Origin of the sequence: Micromonospora parathelypteridis (assembly GCF_014201145.1) — a bacterium.
Taxonomy (GTDB): Bacteria; Actinomycetota; Actinomycetes; order Mycobacteriales; family Micromonosporaceae; genus Micromonospora; species Micromonospora parathelypteridis.
Genome location: NZ_JACHDP010000001.1, coordinates 3,466,261 through 3,485,145 on the forward strand (window position 1 = coordinate 3,466,261; position 18,885 = coordinate 3,485,145).

Annotated in this window: 15 protein-coding genes; 10 read left to right on the forward strand and 5 right to left on the reverse strand. The window is 71.1% G+C overall.

The genetic code is table 11. The features are described from left to right. Positions 1-38: 38 nt before the first annotated feature. Genes HNR20_RS15620 through HNR20_RS15645 form a run of 6 tightly spaced genes read left to right on the forward strand, consistent with a single transcriptional unit; the run spans position 39 to position 5,636 of the window. Complete coding sequence (locus HNR20_RS15620) at positions 39-899, forward strand: STAS domain-containing protein (protein ID WP_184180550.1); 861 nt, start codon at positions 39-41, stop codon at positions 897-899. Further along, on the forward strand, positions 899-1,309 hold the full coding sequence (locus tag HNR20_RS15625) for an STAS domain-containing protein (protein WP_110562722.1): 411 nt from the start codon (positions 899-901) through the stop codon (positions 1,307-1,309). Before HNR20_RS15620 ends, HNR20_RS15625 begins: the two co-directional genes overlap by 1 nt. Then, the gene (locus HNR20_RS15630; protein ID WP_184180552.1) at positions 1,306-1,725 is read left to right on the forward strand and encodes an anti-sigma regulatory factor; all 420 of its coding nucleotides are present in this window, start codon (positions 1,306-1,308) and stop codon (positions 1,723-1,725) included. Before HNR20_RS15625 ends, HNR20_RS15630 begins: the two co-directional genes overlap by 4 nt. Further along, positions 1,722-2,735, forward strand: a complete 1,014-nt coding sequence (locus HNR20_RS15635; protein ID WP_184180554.1) for a SpoIIE family protein phosphatase — start codon at positions 1,722-1,724, stop codon at positions 2,733-2,735. Before HNR20_RS15630 ends, HNR20_RS15635 begins: the two co-directional genes overlap by 4 nt. Next, positions 2,732-4,093: a sensor histidine kinase gene (locus tag HNR20_RS15640; protein WP_184180556.1), complete on the forward strand. Its 1,362-nt coding sequence runs from the start codon at positions 2,732-2,734 to the stop codon at positions 4,091-4,093. Before HNR20_RS15635 ends, HNR20_RS15640 begins: the two co-directional genes overlap by 4 nt. A gap of 13 nt (positions 4,094-4,106) precedes the next feature. Then, positions 4,107-5,636 carry a SpoIIE family protein phosphatase gene (locus HNR20_RS15645; RefSeq protein WP_184180558.1) on the forward strand — a complete coding sequence of 510 codons (1,530 nt, stop codon included), beginning with the start codon at positions 4,107-4,109 and terminating at the stop codon, positions 5,634-5,636. Between the two features lie 40 nt (positions 5,637-5,676). Here HNR20_RS15645 and HNR20_RS15650 read toward each other — a convergent pair whose 3' ends face one another. Then, positions 5,677-6,477 (reverse strand): helix-turn-helix domain-containing protein, encoded by an 801-nt coding sequence (locus HNR20_RS15650; protein WP_184180560.1) that lies wholly within the window; start codon positions 6,475-6,477, stop codon positions 5,677-5,679. Between the two features lie 31 nt (positions 6,478-6,508). Here HNR20_RS15650 and HNR20_RS15655 point away from each other — a divergent pair, with 31 nt between their 5' ends. Beyond that, positions 6,509-7,087, forward strand: a complete 579-nt coding sequence (locus tag HNR20_RS15655; protein WP_184180562.1) for a TIGR03086 family metal-binding protein — start codon at positions 6,509-6,511, stop codon at positions 7,085-7,087. 207 nt (positions 7,088-7,294) lie between these two features. Here HNR20_RS15655 and HNR20_RS15660 read toward each other — a convergent pair whose 3' ends face one another. Together HNR20_RS15660 and HNR20_RS15665 are read right to left on the reverse strand one after the other, a co-directional pair. Then, complete coding sequence (locus HNR20_RS15660; RefSeq protein WP_184189391.1) at positions 7,295-7,465, reverse strand: hypothetical protein; 171 nt, start codon at positions 7,463-7,465, stop codon at positions 7,295-7,297. A 109-nt stretch (positions 7,466-7,574) separates the two neighbouring features. Beyond that, the gene (locus tag HNR20_RS15665) at positions 7,575-9,671 is read right to left on the reverse strand and encodes a S9 family peptidase (RefSeq protein ID WP_184180565.1); all 2,097 of its coding nucleotides are present in this window, start codon (positions 9,669-9,671) and stop codon (positions 7,575-7,577) included. Between the two features lie 96 nt (positions 9,672-9,767). On the opposite strand from HNR20_RS15665, the gene HNR20_RS15670 reads away from it, so the two are divergent. Beyond that, positions 9,768-11,126 (forward strand): FAD-binding oxidoreductase, encoded by a 1,359-nt coding sequence (locus HNR20_RS15670; protein ID WP_184180567.1) that lies wholly within the window; start codon positions 9,768-9,770, stop codon positions 11,124-11,126. 28 nt (positions 11,127-11,154) lie between these two features. Here the strand turns inward: HNR20_RS15670 and HNR20_RS15675 are convergent, their stop codons facing one another. After that, positions 11,155-11,559, reverse strand: coding sequence for a hypothetical protein (locus HNR20_RS15675; protein WP_184180570.1), 405 nt, complete (start codon positions 11,557-11,559; stop codon positions 11,155-11,157). 50 nt (positions 11,560-11,609) lie between these two features. Next, the gene (locus tag HNR20_RS15680; RefSeq protein ID WP_184180572.1) at positions 11,610-13,661 is read right to left on the reverse strand and encodes a SpoIIE family protein phosphatase; all 2,052 of its coding nucleotides are present in this window, start codon (positions 13,659-13,661) and stop codon (positions 11,610-11,612) included. 305 nt (positions 13,662-13,966) lie between these two features. Between HNR20_RS15680 and HNR20_RS15685 the strand changes: the two genes are divergently transcribed. Both HNR20_RS15685 and HNR20_RS15690 read left to right on the forward strand, forming a co-directional pair. Continuing rightward, the gene (locus HNR20_RS15685) at positions 13,967-18,334 is read left to right on the forward strand and encodes a HAMP domain-containing protein (protein WP_184180574.1); all 4,368 of its coding nucleotides are present in this window, start codon (positions 13,967-13,969) and stop codon (positions 18,332-18,334) included. Then, entirely contained in the window at positions 18,331-18,885 is a 555-nt protein-coding gene (locus HNR20_RS15690; protein WP_184180576.1) for a response regulator, read from the forward strand. The genes HNR20_RS15685 and HNR20_RS15690 overlap by 4 nt, the downstream gene beginning before the upstream one ends.

Below are 18,885 nucleotides of genomic sequence, written 5' to 3' on the forward strand. Positions count from 1 at the left end.
TGATAGAGTCCGCCCGGTCCAGGTCAAGGGGGTTCCAAATGGCGTTGAGCACCGAAGAAAGTGGTCGGCTCGCCGAGCTGCTCAGCGGGCAGGCCGACCGGGTGACGTCTCGGTGGACCGAGATCGTCACCAGTTCGTTGCGGGGCCGGCTGAGCCAGGCCGAGCTGCGCCGGCAGGTTCAGGATCTGCACAGCGCCATCGTCACCACCGGTGAGCAGGGTGTCATCGACCTGTCCGCCGACAACGCCGCCGAGCTGCGCGCGGCGCTCTCCGAACTGTCTCGTGGCCGAGCCCGGCAGGGCTTCTCCGCCACCGAGACCACGGTCAGCGTCTTCGCGCTCAAGGACGTGCTGGCCGAGCTGGTGCAGGAGACCGGCGGCGCCAACGCGCTGAACGACTACGTCGCCTTCTCCAAGCTCGTCGACGAGATGGGCCTGTTCACCTTCGAAAGCTTCGTACGCACCCGGGAGAGCCTGATCGCCGACCAGGCCGAGCAGCTGCTCGAGCTCTCCACGCCGGTGGTCAAGCTCTGGGAGGGTGTGGTCGCCGTCCCGCTGGTCGGCACCCTGGACTCGGCCCGGGCTCAGGTCGTGATGGAGCGGCTGCTGCAGACCCTGGTCGACACCGGCTCCCCGTACGCGATCATCGACATCACCGGCGTCCCGGCGGTGGACACCCAGGTCGCCCAGCACATCCTGAAGACCGTGGTGGCCGCCCGGCTGATGGGCGCCGACTGCATCATCTCCGGCATCCGTCCGCAGATCGCGCAGACCATCGTCGCGCTCGGCATCGAGTTCGGCGACATCGCCACCAAGGCGAGCCTCGCCGACGCGCTGCGCCACGTGCTGCGGCTCACCGGGGTGGAGACCGCCCGTCGCCAGCCGCGCCGGGGCGTCTGATGGAGCGGGTGCCGATCCTCAAGATCGGTGACATCCTGCTCGTCTCCATCCAGGTGGACATGTCCGACCAGACCGCGGTCCAGCTCCAGGAGGACCTCGCCGAGCGGATCGTGGACACCGGCTGCCACGGCGTCATCATCGACATCACCGCGCTGGACATCGTCGATTCCTTCGTCGGGCGGATGCTCTCCACCATCGCGTCGATCTCCAAGGTGCTCGACGCGGAGACGGTGGTGGTCGGGATGCGCCCCGCCGTCGCCATCACCCTTGTCGAACTGGGGCTGTCGCTGAACGGCATCCGTACCGCGCTGAACGTCGAGCGCGGCATGGAGCTGATCGCGGCGGCCCACGCCGACGAGCTCGATTACCAGCTCGACGACGATCCGGACGCCGAGACGGCCACGCCGTGACCGCGGGCATCGACCTGGGCCACCCGCAGGCGCAGTCGGTCCGCAGTGATGAGGACGTGGTGCGCGTCCGGCAGTTGGTCCGCGCCGTGGCCGTGTCCGTCAAGCTCTCTCTCGTCGACCAGACCAAGGTGGTCACCGCGGCGAGCGAGCTGGCCCGCAACACCCTCGTGTACGGCGGCGGCGGCTCGGTCGAGGTGGCAACCGTGGAGAACGGCCGCCGTAAGGGCGTCCGGATCGTCTTCGCCGACTCCGGGCCGGGCATCGCCGACCTGGATCTGGCCCTGACCGACGGCTACACCACCGGCGGTGGCCTCGGCCTCGGGCTCAGCGGGTCCCGCCGACTCGTCGACGAATTCGAGATCGAGACGTCTCCGGAGGCCGGCACGCGGATCACGGTTATCAAGTGGTCCCGGTGAGCATCGATGCGGTCACCGACAGTGGCATCTGGTTCCGGGTGGAGGCCAGCAGCGCGGCGAGCGCCGTCCGGCGGGCCGCCGAACGCCTCGGTGCTCAGGTGGAGATGGGTGCGGCACGAATCGCCGACCTGGCCATCGTCGCGGCCGAGCTGACCAGCAACCTGGTCAAGCACGCCGACGAGGGTGTCCTGTTGCTCCGGCCGGTGCGCCGCGCCGGAGAGGCAGGCGTGGAGCTGGTGGCCATCGACTCCGGGCCCGGCATGGCCGACCTGACCGTCTCGTCGCAGGACGGGCACTCCACCACCGGCACGCTCGGTATCGGTCTGGGCGCCATCGTCCGGCAGGCCAGCTGGTTCGACGGATACTCCCTGCCCGGCCGGGGCACCGTCCTCGCCGTGCACGTCTGGCCGGCGGAGACGGCACGGCCGTCCTGGGCCGGAGCCCTCGCCCGACCGCTGACCGGCGAAACGGTCAGCGGCGACGGGTACGCCGTCCGGGTCGCCGACGGGCGGCACCAGGTGCTGGTCAGCGACGGGCTGGGGCACGGCCCGCTGGCCGCCGCCGCCACCGACGCGGCGCTCGCCGCGTTCCGCGACGCCCCGGCCGGCCCACCGGCGGCCGTGGTCGGTCACCTGCACCGGAGCATGTCGCACACCCGGGGAGCAGCGCTCGCCGTCGCCGAGCTGGTCCCGGAGGCCGGTGTGCTGCACTACGCCGGCCTGGGCAACATCTCCGGTGTCGTCGTCCAGGGTGACGGACAGCGCCGAGGGCTGGTATCGCTACCCGGCATCGCCGGCCACCAGCGGCCGACGATCCGGGAGTACGACTACCCGTTCGCCCCGGGCGCCCGACTGGTGATGCACAGCGACGGAGTTGTCGACCGCTGGCGGTTGACCGACTATCCGGGCCTGGTGGAGCGGTCCCCGCTGGTGATGGCGGCGACACTGCTGCGCGACGCCGGTGTGCGCCGCGACGACGCCTGCGTACTGGTCGCGAGGTCCTGGGCATGACCGCCGAGCCGGCCGCGCTGCCGTTGCTGCAGATGGCGCTGCGGGTCGAGCAGGACATCTTCGTGATCCGCCAGCGGGGCCGCGAGGTTGCCGCGGCGGTCGGCCTCGAACACCAGGACCAGGTCCGGATCGCCACCGCGCTCAGCGAGGTCGCCCGGGACCTGCTGCGCACGACCGGAGGCGCGGACGTCTCCTTCCACATCGACGCGGGCCCCGACAGCCGGTTCCACCTGCGCGCCGACCTGGCCCCGGTGACCCCCCTGCCCGACGGCCGCTACGAGCCGCAGTCCGGCGCGGTGTCCCGACTGGTCGACACACTGAGCGTGTCGACCGTCGAGGGGGTTACGGTCGTGAGGATGTCCCGACGAGTCCCGGCCAACGCGCCCATGCCGACCCCGGCGCGGCTCGCCGAGTTCCGTACCGAACTCGGCCGTACCGCGCCGTCCAGCGCGCTGGACGAGTTGACCGTGCAGAACGGGCAGCTCATCGCCGCACTCGACGAGGTGCGCACTCAGCGCGACGAGCTGGCCGTGCTGAACGAGGAACTGGCCGAGACCAACCGCGGTGTGCTGGCGCTCTACAACCAGCTCACCGAGGAGTTGGAGGAGACCAACCGGGGCGTCGTCGCCCTCTACGCCGAGCTGGACGAGAAGTCGGCGCAGCTGCGCGCGGCGAGCGAATCGAAGAGCCGGTTCCTGGCCAACGTCAGCCACGAACTGCGCGCCCCGGTCACCGCGATCATCGGGTTGGGGCGGCTGCTCACCGACTCCGCCTCCGACCCGCTCACCGTCGAACAGGGCCGCCAGGTCGATCTGATCCGCTCCTCCGCGGCGGACCTGCTCGGCCTCGTCAACGAACTCCTCGATCTGGCCAAGGCGGAGTCCGGCCGGATCGAGCCGGACCTGGCCGACGTCGACCTGCGCCCGCTCTTCGGCCAACTGCGCGGCACGTTGCGCGCGCTGGCCACCCGCCCGGAGGTGGAGCTGGTGGTGGAGGAGCCGGCCGCGCCGGCCCTGCTGCGCACCGACGAGGTGCTGCTCGGGCAGGTGCTGCGCAACCTGCTGCACAACGGGTTGAAGTTCACCGAGCGCGGCGAGGTGCGACTGCGGGCCCGCCAACACGGCGACCGGTGGAACTTCGAGGTCAGTGACACCGGGCCGGGCATCGCGCCGGACCTGCACGACCGGATCTTCGAGGAGTTCTACCAGGTGCCCGGTGCCACCCGGGTCGGCGGCACCGGCCTCGGCCTGCCGTACGCCCGGCGGTTGGTGACGCTGCTCGGCGGGACACTGGAGCTGGCCAGCGCGCCGGGTCGGGGTAGCACCTTCACCGTCTCCCTGCCCACCGGCGGGATGTGACGGCGTGGACGGCATGCCGGCAACCGTCCTGGTGGTCGATGACAGTCGTACCAAGCGTTACCTGCTGGTCAGTTGGCTGACCCGGGCCGGGTTCACCGTGCTCGAGGCCGAGAACGGCGCCGACGCGTTGGCCCGGGTCGAGGTGGACCGGATCGACCTGGTGGTCCTCGACGTCCGGCTGCCCGACCTGAGCGGCTACGAGGTCTGCGAACAGATCAAGGCGCGGCACCCGGCGATGCCGGTGATCCACGTGTCGGCGCACGCCGTGGACGTGGCCGACCGGGCCCAGGGGCTTACCCGGGGCGCGGACGCGTACCTCACCGAGCCGATCGAGCCGGAGGAGCTGATCGCCACCACCCGGGCGGTGCTGCGCTACTACCAGGCCCGGCAGCGCGCCGAACTGCTCGCCGAGCGGCTGCTCGGGCTGGCCGACACGACCGTGGCGGTGCACGCCGCCCCCACCTTCGTACGCCTGCTGGAGGCTGCCGCGGAGGGTGCCGCACAGATCTTCAAGAGCCCGGCGGCGGTGATCGCCGAGACGTTCGACGGTGACTGCCTCGCGGGGATCTGCGCCGGTCCGGGCGCGGCCGCCGCCGTGGTGCCGTGGGTCGTCGACGACACCGGCGTGCCGACCGGTGCCACGGTCCGGGTGGAGACCCCGGCGAACTGGGCATTGGTCGACTGGCCGGCCGGCGACACGGTGACGGTCGCCGCCGCCAAGCTGCGCGAGGACCGAGCCCCGCTGTACGTGGTCGTCCCGACCGCCACCCAGACCGCCCGAACCCCGGTGCTGGTGCAGCTCGCCCAGGCGGTGGCCGCCGCCGTGGAGGCGCAACGCTCGTTCGACGAGGAGCACCGGATCGCGGTCACCCTCCAACGCAGCCTGCTCCCACGCGGGCTGCCCACGGTTGCCGGCCTGGACCTCGCGGTGCGCTACGAGCCGGCCAGCGCACAGACCGAGGTGGGCGGCGACTTCTACGAGCTGGTGATGCTCGACGGTCACCTGCTGCTGGCGATCGGCGACGTGGCCGGCCACTCGCTGCACGCGGCGACCGTGATGGCCGAACTGCGGCACGCGGTGCGGGCGTACGCCGTGGAGGGGCACCAGCCCGGCGAGATCCTGCACCGGGTCAACGAGCTGATGCGGACACTGCTGCCGAACGAGATCGCCACGCTCTGCGTACTGCTGCTGCACCCGCCGACCGGCCGGGTCCGGCTGGCCAGCGCCGGGCATCTTCCCCCGATGCTCAGCAAGGACGGCAAGGTCGAGTTCGTGCAGCACTCCGCGCCGCTGCTCGGCGTACGGGCGCCTCGCCCGGCCGACCTGGAGTTCGTGCTGCCGGCCGGGGCGACGCTGGTGTTCTACACCGACGGGCTGATCGAGCGACGGGACGCCACCATCGACGAAGGGCTGGCCGCGCTCGCCGCGATCTCCGCCACGGTCGACGACGACCTGGACCGCTTCTGCGCCCGACTGCTGGTGGAGTTGGCCCCACCGGAGATCCAGGACGACGTCGCCGTGGTCGTCCTGCGCCGACGCTGAGCCGGCTGTCCTGCCTTGTCGGGCTCGGTGCGTTGTCGGCTCATCGCATCGAGCGGGCGTACGCGGCGGGTGACACCCCGGCCACGGCGGTGAAGTCGCGGACCAGGTGGGCCTGATCGCTGTAACCGAGGTCGGCGGCGAGGTCCGCCCAGTTCAGCGGACCACCGGCGGCCTGTTCGACGGCCTCCTGGAGCCGGTAGCGGCGGATCACCCACTTCGGCCCGACCCCCACGTACTCCATGAACAGCCGCTGCAACCGGCGGACCGGAAGGTCGTGCCGCGCGGCGAAGTCGTCGACCCGCAGCGCCGTCCGGTCGGTGCGGATCGCCTCGGCCAGCCGGACGGCCTCCTCGATCATCGGGTCCGGCTCCGGCTCCCAACCGGTGAGCAGGGTGTCCAATGCGTGGCAGCGCTCGTCGTCGGTGGTGGCCGCGCACACCGCCAATTCGGGGCCTGCCAGCCGACCGGCGGGCAACGGCACCCGGCGGCCGGTCAGCTCGGTGACCGGCCGACGCCAGAACGCGTGGAAGCCGCCCGGGCGGAACTGCACCCCGCACACCCGGCCGGTGCCGGTGAGCGTGATCCGGAACAGGTCACGGCCCACCCCGGCCACCTCGCCGAACTCGGGCCCGTCGCCGTCACGCCGGAACACCACGTTCACCGCCGGGTGCGGCACGATCCGCTGCTCGAACGGTGTGCTCAACGCCCAGTCGATCAGCCAGTAGTGCTCGACCCAGGGGCGGAGCGACTCCACCGGCAGGTGCCGACGGAAGCGCACCTCGCGCAGCATGCGCTCCGGGTCGAGTATTCCCCGGCTGTCGCCACGCGGTCGATGTCGCATTTATTCAAGACCGCCCTCATACGCTGGTCCTATGACCACTCAGACTAGCGATCTGCTGGCGGCTGCCGCGCCGCGAACCGTCGATGTGGTGCGCGGTATCGCCGACCATCAATTCGACCTGCCCACGCCGTGCCGCGACTACGTGGTTCGTGATCTGCTCAACCACCTGTTCGAGGTGGTGGTCAACTTCCAGGACCTGGCCTTGAAGCGGCAGGTGGAATGGGCCGAGAAGCCCGACCACCTGGTCGACGGCTGGCGGGACCAGTTCGAGGTGGAGACCGGCCGTCTGGTCGCCGCCTGGGCCGATCCCTCCACCCTGGAGGGTGTGTCGCCGGGGATGGGTATGCCGCAGGCCGTCGTCGGAGGCATGGCTCTGCTGGACCTGACCGTGCACGGCTGGGATCTCGCCGTCGCCACCGGTCAGCCGTACCAGCCGGCCCCGGAGGCAGTGGCCGAACTGCACGGGCTGGTCGAGCAGTTGGGCCCCACCGCCCGCAAGATGGGCGTCTTCGCCGAGCCGGTATCGACCCAATCCACCCCACCCCCCACTCCCGACCTGGCCCACCTCCTGTCCCAAACCGGCCGCACCCCCACCTGGCCCACCCCCTAACCCCGGCCCCGGCCCTCCGCCCCCCGGCCCTCGGCCCCCCGGCCCCGGCCCAAGGTCTCCCCGGTTGATCATGAAGTTATTGCCGGCTGGCTCGGCGTGTCGTGGCAATAACTTCATGATCGCCGCGCTGGGCGCTGGGCGCTGGGCGCTGGGAGCCGCGCTGGGCGCGGGGTGCGGGCGGGTGGCTTTTGGGGCTGTTTGGGGTGGTCAGGTTGGGGAGTGGAAGAGGCCGGCGGACCAGGAGATCAGCAGGCCGACGGCGGCGGAGCAGCAGCAGATGGCCAGGGCAGCGGTCACCACGGCGAGGATCATCCACGCGGACATGCGCCGGGCCGCACCCGGCGGTGCGTCGGTCCCCGAGCCGGCCTCGTCGTTCACGCCGGAAGTCTAGGCGCGCTGATCGCGCTGATTCCCGGATGTAGTGGCCTCGACGGGCGGTCGAGGCCACTACATCCAGGATCGAGCGCGATCATGTCGACCCGACGGGTCAGGCGCGGCCGAACCGGTCCAGGATCCAGGCGTTGATGAACGCCTCCTCACGCCAGGCGTCGTAGCGACCGCTCGGGCCACCGTGCCCGGCACCCATCTCGGTCTTGAGCAGGTAGTCGCCCTCCGGGGCGGTCGCCCGCAGTCGCGCGACCCACTTCGCCGGCTCCGAATAGAGCACCCGCGTGTCGTTGAGGCTGGTCACCGCGAGGATCGCCGGGTAGTCCACCGCGGCCACGTTCTCGTACGGCGTGTAGGACTTCATGTACGCGTACACCTCGGGGTCCTCCAGTGGATTGCCCCACTCCTCCCACTCGGTGACGGTCAGCGGCAGCGACGGGTCGAGGATCGAGGTGAGCGCGTCCACGAACGGCACCTGCGCGACGATGCCGGTGAACGCGTCCGGTGCCAGGTTCGCCACCGCGCCCATCAGCAGGCCGCCGGCCGAGGCCCCTCGGGCGACGAGCCGGTCGCTGGCCGTCCAGCCGGCCTTGACCAGATGCCGGGCGCAGGCGACGAAGTCGGTGAAGGTGTTCTTCTTGGCCAGCAGCTTGCCCTGGTCGTACCAGCGCCGACCCAGCTCACCGCCGCCCCGGGTGTGCGCCACGGCGAAGACCACGCCCCGGTCCAGCAGCGACAGTCGGGCCACCGAGAACCACGGGTCCATGCTGGCCTCGTACGAGCCGTAGCCGTAGAGCTCGCACGGCGCCGAGCCGTCCCGGGGCGTGCCGACCCGGCAGACCAGCGAGATCGGCACCCGGGTGCCGTCGTCGGCGAGCGCCCAGTCGCGGTGCTGCTCGTACTCGCTCGGGTCGTACGGTCGCCCGTCCGGCCCGGGCAGCACGGGCTTCTGCTTGCGCAGCACCATCTGCCGGGTGACCAGGTCGTAGTCGTAGACGGAGTCCGGGGTGATCAGCGAGGAGTAGCGCAGGCGGACCTGCCCGGTGCGGTATTCGGGATTGGCGTCCAGTCCGACGCTGTACAGCGGCTCGGGGAAGTCGATGTCGTGGGCGTCGTCGCTGCCCACCGGCATCACCCGCAGCCCGGTCAGCCCCTCGGTGCGCAGCGACACCACCAGATGGTTCGCGAAGGCGTCGACGGCCTCCAGCCGGGTGCCGGGGGTGTGCTCGATCAGCGGCACCCAGTCGCCCGGCGCGTCCGCCGAGGTGAACGCCAGCGCGAAGTCCTCGGCGCCGTCGTTGTGCAGGATCAGGAAACGGTGGCCGTGGTGCTCCACGGCGTACTCGATGCCCTGCCGGCGCGGCGCGATCACAGCGGGCGCACCGGTCGGGTTGCCGGCGGGGATCACCAGCACCTCGCTGGTCACCTTGCTGTGGACGTCGATCAGGATGAACTTCTCCGACCGGGTCAGCTCCACGCCCACCCAGAACCGCTCGTCGTCCTCCTGGTGGACCACCACGTCCTCGGTGGCGGCCGAACCGACGGCGTGTCGCCAGACCCGGTTCGGTCGCCAGGCGTCGTCCACCGTCACGTAGAAGAGCACCGAGGCGTCGGTCGACCAGGCGGTGCCGTAGAACGTGTCCGGGACCTCGTCCGGCAGCAACTCGCCGGTGGTCAGGTCCTTCACCCGCAGGGTGAACCGCTCGTCGCCGGAGAAGTCGGTGGAGTAGGCCAGCCAGCGACCGTCGGGGCTGACGTCGAACGCGCCCAGCGAGAAGAAGTCGTGCCCCTCGGCCAGCAGGTTGCCGTCGAGCAGTACCTCCTCGCCGTCGAGCGGGGCGCCGTCCGCGCTGACCGGCGGGTCGGTCTCACCGTCGCGGACCGCGCGCCGGCACTGCACCCCGTACTGCTGGCCCTCGACCGTCCGGGTGTAGTACCAGTGCCCGCCCTTGCGGGTCGGCACGGACAGGTCGGTCTCCCTGGTCCGTCGACGGGTCTCCTCGAACAGCTCCTCACGCAGCGCGGCGAGGTGCGCCGTACGCGCGTCGGTGTACTCGTTCTCGGCGGTCAGGTAGGCGATCGTCTCCGGGTCGTCCTTGGCGGCGAGCCAGGCGTACTCGTCGACGACGGTGTCGCCATGGTGGGTGCGCTCGTTGGGCACCCGCTTCGCCGCGGGCGGGGCAGTCTCGGTGGTCACGGCGGCCACGTTACCGGCCGCCAGCTGCTGTGCGCCGGACCAGCGGCATCCCGATAGTCGCCGCCACGTCTTTAGAACACATGTACGATGAGCGCCATGGCGGCAGCAGCGAGTTCCCTCGGCCGATCCGGAGCCCTCGAGATCACCCGGCGGTTGGCGGCGATCTGCGGTCCACCGTTCTCCCGGCTGGCCGGTCCGGCCGACGAGGTGGCGGGGCGGCCGGCGCGCTGGGTGGCGGTGCCGGGCGGTCCGCACGCCGCGGCGGAGGTGCTGCGGCTGGCCGCCGCGCACGATCTGGCGGTGGTGCCCCGGGGCGCCGGCACGAAGATCGACTGGGGTGCCACTCCCGTCCAGGTCGACATCCTGCTCGACACCGGCCGGCTGGCCGGGATCGGTCACGAGCCGGTCGGCGCGCCGGTGGCTGAGGTGGGTGCCGGCACCCCACTGCGCGCCGTGCAGGCCACGTTGGAGCGCACCGGGCAGCGGCTGGCGCTGGACGCCCCGTCACCCGGTGCGACCCTGGGCGGGGTGCTCGCCGCCGGCGAGGCCGGCCCGCTGTGCCACCGCCACGGCAGCCCTTGCGACCAACTGCTCGGTGTCCGCTACCTCGCCGCCGACGGTGAGCTGGTCAGCGCCGGGGGTGGCGCACCCGGTCTCGACCTGGCCCGGCTGCTCTGTGGCTCGCAGGGTGCGCTCGGTGTGCTGGTCTCGGCGAGTCTGCGGGCGCAGCCGATGCCGGCGAGTCGGCTCTGGGTGTCCCGTCCGGTGTGGACGCCGCTGGAGGTGCACGACCTGGTCCGGACGATCCTCGCCGCCCGCCTGGAGCCGGCGGCCATCGAGCTGGACCTGCCCGGGGGAACCCCCCGGCCCCGTACGCCGTACCCGCCCGGCCACCCCGCCGCCACCGCCCGGGAACGCCATCCGTCGATGTCCGGGCGGGCCGGCATCCCGTCTCGGGCGGGCAGCCTGGTGGTGCTCCTGGAGGGTGGCCGCGCCGACGTCACTGAACGCGCCGAGCGCCTGGTTGGTCTGCTGCACGGGGAGGCGACGGTCGCCCACTCCGCGCCGACGTGGTGGCGCCGCTACCCGTTCGCGCCCGGCGACACGGCGCTGCGCCTGGAGGTGCCGATCGGCGACCTGCACGCCGCCGTCTACGCGCTACGTGACGCCGCGGGCGCCCCGGTGCCGGTGCGCGGGTCCGCCGGGCTGGGCGTGGTGCACGCGGCACTGTCCGGAGCGCTGGCTCCCGCCCGGGTGGCGTCCATCCTGGCCGCCGTCCGAGGGGTGTTGCTGGCCCGGCAGGGCCGCTGCGTGGTGGTCTCCGCTCCCGCGGCGGTCCGCCAGGCCGTCGACCTCTGGGGTGAGCTGGCCGGCCTGGCTCAGCTGCGGGCGGCCAAGGAACACCTCGATCCGGAGCACCGGCTCGCCCCTGGCCGCCTCCCCGGCGGCCTCTGACACCGCCACCGACGGTTGCCCGGGTTGATCAGTCCAACCACCACTGGTGCATGTCCAGCAGCGGCGGCGTAAACCGGAGCACCAACATCAGCAGGGTGCCGGCCGCGCCGGTCAGCAGCAGCACCCGGATTGTCCGGGAGAGGGCTTCGCGCTCCCGCGCGACCAGTGCCACCGCGACGACCGCCAGCGGCGGCCCGAGGAACGCCCCCGTCACGTAGAGCACCCCCAGCACGCCGTAGACCCAGTAGGACAGCATGTCCTTCGGGTCGTACGCGCCGGTCAGCATCTCGGTCGGGCCGACATCGGCGGCCGCCATCCGACCCAGATAGAGCAGCACCACGACGAGGAACGCTCCGGTGGTCGCCAGCTGTGCGGTGGCCAGGACACGGATCGCTGGCCGGGCGGAGGGCGTGGCCTGCGCGACACTCGACATGACCGTCAATCTACCGAGTGGAACCCGACCCCCCGGGGGGCGCGTGACGGTCAGATCGCGTCGTTGCGGAGCACCAGGATGGCGATGTCGTCCCGGGGCGGCTCGACCGAGAAGTTGATCGCGGCGGAGCGCAGCCTGGCGGCCACCACGTCGGCCGAATACCCGGCCAGGGGCGCGGCCGCGTCCCGCAGTCGGTCCGTGCCGAACAGCTCCCGGCCGCGCCGCCGCTCGGTGACGCCATCGGTGTAGAAGATCAGCGAATCGCCCGGAGAGAGCACGATCTTCGCCGTCGGCGAGGTGATCGTGTCGAGCAGACCGAGCGCGGTGCCGCTGGTGCCGACGAACCCGGCACCGCCCGCTCCGGCCAGCAGCACCGGCTGGTCGTGCCCGGCCAGATGCAACGACACGTCCAACTGGTCGCCCTGGCCCGGCCCGACCGCCGCCAGCGCCAACGTGCAGTATCGCCCGCCACCCCGCTCGACCAGCGTCTCGTTGAGCCGCGCCAAGACCTCCGGCAGCGGTTTGCCGTCGCCGACCAGCACCCGGATCACGTCGCGGACCAGCCCGGTCACCGCGGCGGCCTGGACACCCTTGCCCGAGACGTCGCCGATCACCACGAGCCAACGCCCGTCGGGCAGCGGCACCACGTCGTAGAAGTCGCCCCCCACCTCCGCGTCGTCACCGGTCGGGACGTACTCGGCGGCGAAGCCGATCCCGTCCACGAGCGGCAGCACCGGCGGCAGCAGGGACTGCTGAAGCGTCTGCGCCACACGGCGGCGCTCGGCGTGGATCCGGGCGTTCTCGATGGCCAGAGCGGCCCGCCGGGCCACGTCCTCCAGGACGGCCACCTCGTCCGGGTCGTGCCGGTGCCGCTGGTGCCGCCCCACCGCCAGGGTGCCGAGCCGCTCCCCCCGTGCGATCAGGGGGACCGCGAAACCCTCCATCGGCCCGCCCAGGGGGATCTGCGCGGCGCTGCGCGACGCCTCCCGCAGGCGGGCCTGGATCGAATCCTGCCCGGTCTCCGCCAGCACCTTGTGCAGTTGCGGAAGCATCGACTCGTCGGCGTGGCTGGCAGCCGCCAGTCGGAGTCGACCCCACTCGTCGGCCGTGTGCACCGCGCACCACTGGCCGAGCCGCGGCACCACCAGCTGCGGGACCAGGGCCATTGTCAGGTCGACGTCCAACGACTGGGCCAGCAGTTCGCTCGCCTCGGCCAGGAACGTCAGCCACACCTGCCGCCGGACGTCGGCCCTGCGCAGCCGGTCGTTCTCCAGGTGCAGCGACAGCCGCTCGGCGGTGAGCACCGCCAACGGCCGGGCGTACGCCGACGGCGCGGCGTCCAACTCCAACTCCCCGCCGTACGGGCGGTGCACCGTCAACGGCACCCGGAGCAGCTCACTGCCCGGGCGGGGTGGCCGACCGAAGCGGGCCAACACCTGCCGGCCCTGCCCGTCGCCCCGGTCCAGGCGGATAGTGCCGCCGGCCGCCCCCACCATCTCGGCGACCCGGCTGAGCAGGCTGGTGGCGAAGTCGGGCAGCGGATCGTCCGCGTACAGGTCGGGGGCGGTTTGCATGAGTTCGCTCATCGCGCTGGCGCTCGGCGAGGACCGGTCGGTGCTCACCCGCGGGTCGCCGTCGGCGCCTTCGTCCGGCGCGTCGGCGCCGGGGCGGTCCAGCCGGAACCAGACGCCCTTGCCGGTGGGCAGGTACGTGGTGCCCCAGCGGCTGGCGAAATGGTCGACGAGCAGCAGGCCTCGGCCCCGCTCCGAGACCTCGTCGATCTCGGTGGAGTCGTTGCGGGTGCCGACGGTCAGCTCGTCACCCGAGCCGGGCGCGAAGTCGGAGACGGTGACGGTCAGCCCGACCGCGTCGGCGACGACCTCGATGTCCAGTTCGGTGCGGGCGTGCTCGACGGCGTTGGTGGTCAACTCGGTGGTGAGCAGGAGGGCCTCGTTGGCCAGCTCATCCAGGTGTGACTCGGTCAACACCGAGCGGACCACGGCGCGGGCGGCGGCCGGCGTACGGCGGTCGGCGGGCAGGCGGACACGCCGGATCGCCCCGTCCGGGGCTCCGGCCGTCGCGGGCCCCGCCTCGGCTGACACCCTCGTATCCTCTACCGTCCCCCCACCAGGTGCCAAGCCGATCATCATTCGCGCGCCTCCTCCGCCCAGGACGAGAGGAAGGGAACCCGGTGGGGCGGCCGCCCTCGATGCGTCCGTCGCGTGGGTTGGGCACCCCTGCGAGGTGTGCGACGCGGCGTGTCAGCCCGGCGTCGATCGGGCGGATCCGATGTCGAATCGGGGCCACCTGGCGGGTCGCGAGCCCTGGCACTACGGCGCGCGCGGGCACAATATGGGGTGCCGGTGTGTCCGCACGGACCGGCAGCCCCCAAGTTGAGCGAGGAATGATGACCACGGCGAAGCAGTCGGTGGCGGATCCGTCCGCAGCCGACCACGAGGCGCTCCTCGGTGAATTGACCGAGGCACTGCGACGGGTCCGTCGCGGCGACCTGAAGGTCCGGCTTCCCCGCCGCGCCGGCAAGGCCGGTGAGGTGGCGGACGCCTTCAACGAGGTGGTCTCGTCCCAGGAGCGGCAGTACCTGGACCTGCGGCGGATCAGCCGGATCGTCGGTCGCGACGGCCGGCTCACCGAGCGGCTCGACGACGAGGGGCTGGACGGCTCCTGGGCGGAGGGGCAGCGGGCCATCAACTCGCTGATCGACGACCTGGGCCGACCGACCACCGAGATCGCCCGGGTCATCGTGGCGGTCGCGGACGGCGACCTGTCCCAGCACATGGCGCTGGAGATCGATGGTCGGCCGCTGCGTGGTGAGTACCTGCGCATCGGTCGCACCGTGAACACGATGGTGGACCAGTTGTCGTCGTTCGCCGACGAGGTGACCCGGGTGGCCCGTGAGGTGGGCACCGAGGGCAAGTTGGGCGGTCAGGCCGACGTGCGGGGCGTCGCCGGCACCTGGAAGGACCTCACCGACTCGGTGAACACCATGGCGTCGAACCTCACCTACCAGGTGCGGTCGATCTCCCAGGTGTCGACGGCGGTGGCCAAGGGCGACCTCTCGCAGAAGATCACCGTGTCGGCCAAGGGTGAGGTCGCCGAGTTGGCGCACACCATCAACTACCTCACCGACACCCTGCGGCTCTTCGCCGAGCAGGTGACCCGGGTGGCCCGCGAGGTGGGCACCGAGGGCAAGCTGGGCGGCCAGGCCGAGGTGCCGAACGTGGCGGGCACCTGGAAGGACCTGACCGACAGCGTCAACTCGATGGCGTCGAACCTGACCGCTCAGGTCCGCAACATCGCGCAGGTCTCCACGGCGGTGGCGCGCGGTGACCTGTCGCAGAAGATCACGGTGGCGGCGCAGGGCGAGATCCTGGAGCTGAAGGACACCGTCAACACGATGGTCGACCAGCTGTCGTCGTTCGCCGACGAGGTGACGCGGGTGGCCCGCGAGGTGGGCATCGAGGGCAAGCTGGGTGGCCAGGCCCAGGTGCGTGGCGTCTCCGGCACCTGGCGCGACCTCACCGAGAACGTCAACCAGTTGGCCGGCAACCTGACCAGCCAGGTCCGCAACATCTCCCAGGTCTCCACGGCGGTGGCGAAGGGCGACCTGTCGCAGAAGATCACGGTGGACGCCCAGGGCGAGATCCTGGAGCTGAAGAACACCGTCAACACGATGGTCGACCAGCTGTCGTCGTTCGCCGACGAGGTGACCCGGGTGGCCCGTGAGGTGGGCACCGAGGGCAACCTGGGCGGTCAGGCCCAGGTCAAGGGCGTCAGCGGTACGTGGCGGGACCTCACCGACAACGTCAACTCGATGGCGTCGAACCTGACCAGCCAGGTCCGCAACATCGCCTCGGTGACCACGGCGGTGGCGAAGGGCGACCTGTCGCAGAAGATCACGGTGGACGCGCGGGGCGAGATCCTGGAGTTGAAGTCGACGGTCAACACGATGGTCGACCAGTTGTCGTCGTTCGCGGACGAGGTGACCCGGGTGGCCCGTGAGGTGGGCACCGAGGGCAAGTTGGGCGGTCAGGCGCAGGTGCGCGGGGTTGCCGGCACCTGGCGCGACCTGACCGACAACGTGAACTCGATGGCGTCGAACCTGACCGCCCAGGTCCGCAACATCGCCCAGGTCTCCACGGCGGTGGCGAAGGGCGACCTGTCGCAGAAGATCACGGTGGACGCGCGGGGCGAGATCCTGGAGTTGAAGTCGACGGTCAACACGATGGTCGACCAGTTGTCGTCGTTCGCCGACGAGGTGACCCGGGTGGCCCGTGAGGTGGGCACCGAGGGCAAGTTGGGCGGTCAGGCGCAGGTCAAGGGTGTCTCCGGCACCTGGCGGGACCTCACCGACAACGTGAACTCGATGGCGTCGAACCTGACCAGCCAGGTCCGCAACATCGCCTCGGTGACCACCGCCGTGGCGAAGGGTGACCTGTCGCAGAAGATCACAGTGGACGCCCAGGGCGAGATCCTGGAGTTGAAGTCGACGGTCAACACGATGGTCGATCAGTTGTCGTCGTTCGCCGACGAGGTCACCCGGGTCGCCCGTGAGGTCGGCATCGAGGGCAAGTTGGGCGGTCAGGCGCAGGTCAAGGGCGTGTCCGGCACCTGGCGCGACTTGACCGAGAACGTCAACCAGCTCGCCTCGACGCTGACCACGCAGCTGCGGGCCATCGCCCAGGTGTCCACCTCGGTGACCCGAGGCGACCTGACCCAGCGGATCGCGGTCAAGGCGCAGGGCGAGGTCGCCGAGCTGAAGGACAACATCAACCAGATGATCGTCACCCTCCGGGAGACGACCAAGAAGAACGCCGAGCAGGGCTGGCTGGACTCCAACCTGGCCCGGATCGGCGGCCTGTTGCAGGGCCAGCGCGACCTCGGCGAGGTCTGCCGCATGATCATGACGGAGGTGACGCCGCTGGTCGACGCCCAGCTCGGTGCCTTCTTCCTGGCCGACGACGCCGACGGCAGCATGCGTCTGCGGCTGACCTCCTCCTACGGGTACGTGGCGCGGGGGCACGACGTCACCTTCGGGCCGGGTGAGGGGCTGGTCGGGCAGACCGCGCTATCCCGCCGCACGATCCGGGTCAGCGCCTCCCCGAACAGCCGGCTCACCCTGCGCTCCGGCCTGGCCGAGACACCCCCGTCCGACCTGGTGGTGCTCCCCGTGCTGTTCGAGGGTGAGCTGCTCGGGGTGATCGAGTTCGCCAGTGTGTCGGCCTTCTCCGAGCTGCACCTGTCGTTCCTGGAGCGGTTGGTGCTCACCATCGGCATCGCGGTCAACACCATCCAGGCCAACCGGCGTACGGAGGAGCTGCTGGCCCAGTCGCAGCGGCTGGCGCACGAGATGCAGGAACAGTCGGCGGAGTTGCAGCGCACCAACGCCGAGCTGGAGGAGAAGGCCACTCTGCTGTCCGAGCAGAAGGGCAACATCGAGACGAAGAACCGGGAGATCGAGCTGGCTCGGCTGGGCCTGGAGGAGAAGGCACAGCAGCTGACCAGGGCCTCGGCCTACAAGTCGGAGTTCCTGGCCAACATGAGCCACGAGCTGCGTACGCCGCTGAACTCGTTGTTGCTGCTGGCCCGTCTGCTGGCGGAGAACTCGGAGCAGAACCTCAGCCCGAAGCAGATCGAGTTCGCCCGAACCATCCACGGGTCCGGCTCGGACCTGCTGCGCCTGATCGACGACATCCTCGACCTGTCCAAGATCGAGGCGGGCCGGATGGACGTCGAGCCGACCGAGATCCGCTTCGCCGAGCTGCGCGGCTACGTCGAGCAGGCGTTCGCCCCGCAGGCGGAGGAGAAGAACCTGGACTTCCAGGTACGCGTGAGCAAGGATCTGCCGCCGGCGCTGGTCACCGACGCGCAGCGGTTGCAACAGATCCTGCGCAACCTGCTCTCCAACGCGGTGAAGTTCACCGACAACGGTGCGGTGACCCTGCGGATCGCTCCGGCGGCGGAGAACGCGGTCTTTGACGTGCCGGCGCTCACCAACGCCCAGCAGGTGATCGCGTTCACCGTGATCGACACCGGGATCGGCATCTCCGACGACAAGTTGTCGATCATCTTCGAGGCGTTCCAGCAGGCGGACGGCACGACCAGTCGCCGCTACGGCGGCACCGGCCTGGGCCTGTCGATCAGCCGCGATCTGGCTCGGCTGATCGGCGGCACGATCACCGTGTCGTCCGCGCCCGGCCAGGGTTCCACTTTCACCCTGTTCGTGCCGCAGGTGCTGGCCCCGGACGCCGTGGTCGCGCCCCAGCTTCCGTCTCCGCAGCGCGCCGGCCTGCCGTCGTCGCTGCTGATGCCGCCGCTGGAGCTGCTGGCGGAGCGCCCGGAGGCGCCGGCCACCCGTCAACTGGACGGCGCCACCGTGTTGATCGTGGACGACGACGTACGCAATGTCTTCGCCTTGACCAGCGCGTTGGAGCTGCACGGGATGACCGTGCTGTACTCGGACAACGGGGCGGACGGTGTCCGCCTGTTGGCCGAGCATCCGGAGGTGGACATCGTGCTGATGGACGCCATGATGCCCGACCAGGACGGCTACGAGACCACCCGCCAGATTCGCCGCAACCACCGGTTCGCCGACCTGCCGGTGGTCTTCCTGACCGCGAAGGCGATGCCGGGCGACCGCGAGTCGGCGCTCGCTGCCGGGGGCAGCGACTACATCACCAAGCCGGTCGACCTGGACGACTTGATCGAGTTGATGTCGTCCTGGATCAACGGCAGCCGGACCGAGGAGACTTCGTGACCCAGATCGCCAAGGCGCTGCTCGTGGACGACCGGCGGCAGAATCTGACGGCTCTGGAGGCGATCCTCCAGGGCCTGCCGGTCCAGTCCGTCGCGGTGGAGAGCGGCGAGGCAGCGCTCAAGCAACTCCTGGTGGACGACTTCGCGGTGATCCTGCTGGACGCGCAGATGCCGGACATGGACGGCTTCGAGACGGCGAGCCACATCAAGCGCCGGGAGCGGACCCGGCATGTGCCGATCATCTTCCTCACCGCCGCTGACCGGGACGCCCAGCTCGCCCTCCGGGGTTACCAGGTGGGCGCGGTGGATTACCTGACCAAGCCGTTCGACCCGTGGGTGCTGCGGGCCAAGGTGTCGGTCTTCGTCGAGCTGTGGGTGAAGACCCGGCAGTTGGCCACCCAGTCGGACCTGGTCCGGGAGCGCGACAACCAGTGGCGGAGGCTCACCGACGCGGTCGACGAGGCGACCACCCTGCTCCGTTCCGACGACTCCGAGGCCCGCGACCGGGCGGTGCGGATGCTCGAGCAGGCTCGCTGGGGCAACACCGCCTGA

Bases quoted from the DNA above. Each gene is read 5' to 3' on its own strand.
- HNR20_RS15670 (WP_184180567.1), top strand. From the start codon at position 9,768: ATGGCGGCAGCAGCGAGTTCCCTCGGCCGATCCGGAGCCCTCGAGATC.
- HNR20_RS15655 (WP_184180562.1), top strand. From the start codon at position 6,509: ATGACCACTCAGACTAGCGATCTGCTGGCGGCTGCCGCGCCGCGAACC.
- HNR20_RS15645 (WP_184180558.1), top strand. From the start codon at position 4,107: ATGCCGGCAACCGTCCTGGTGGTCGATGACAGTCGTACCAAGCGTTAC.
- HNR20_RS15620 (WP_184180550.1), top strand. From the start codon at position 39: ATGGCGTTGAGCACCGAAGAAAGTGGTCGGCTCGCCGAGCTGCTCAGC.
- HNR20_RS15675 (WP_184180570.1), bottom strand. From the start codon at position 11,559: ATGTCGAGTGTCGCGCAGGCCACGCCCTCCGCCCGGCCAGCGATCCGT.
- HNR20_RS15625 (WP_110562722.1), top strand. From the start codon at position 899: ATGGAGCGGGTGCCGATCCTCAAGATCGGTGACATCCTGCTCGTCTCC.
- HNR20_RS15685 (WP_184180574.1), top strand. From the start codon at position 13,967: ATGACCACGGCGAAGCAGTCGGTGGCGGATCCGTCCGCAGCCGACCAC.
- HNR20_RS15650 (WP_184180560.1), bottom strand. From the start codon at position 6,477: ATGCGACATCGACCGCGTGGCGACAGCCGGGGAATACTCGACCCGGAG.
- HNR20_RS15640 (WP_184180556.1), top strand. From the start codon at position 2,732: ATGACCGCCGAGCCGGCCGCGCTGCCGTTGCTGCAGATGGCGCTGCGG.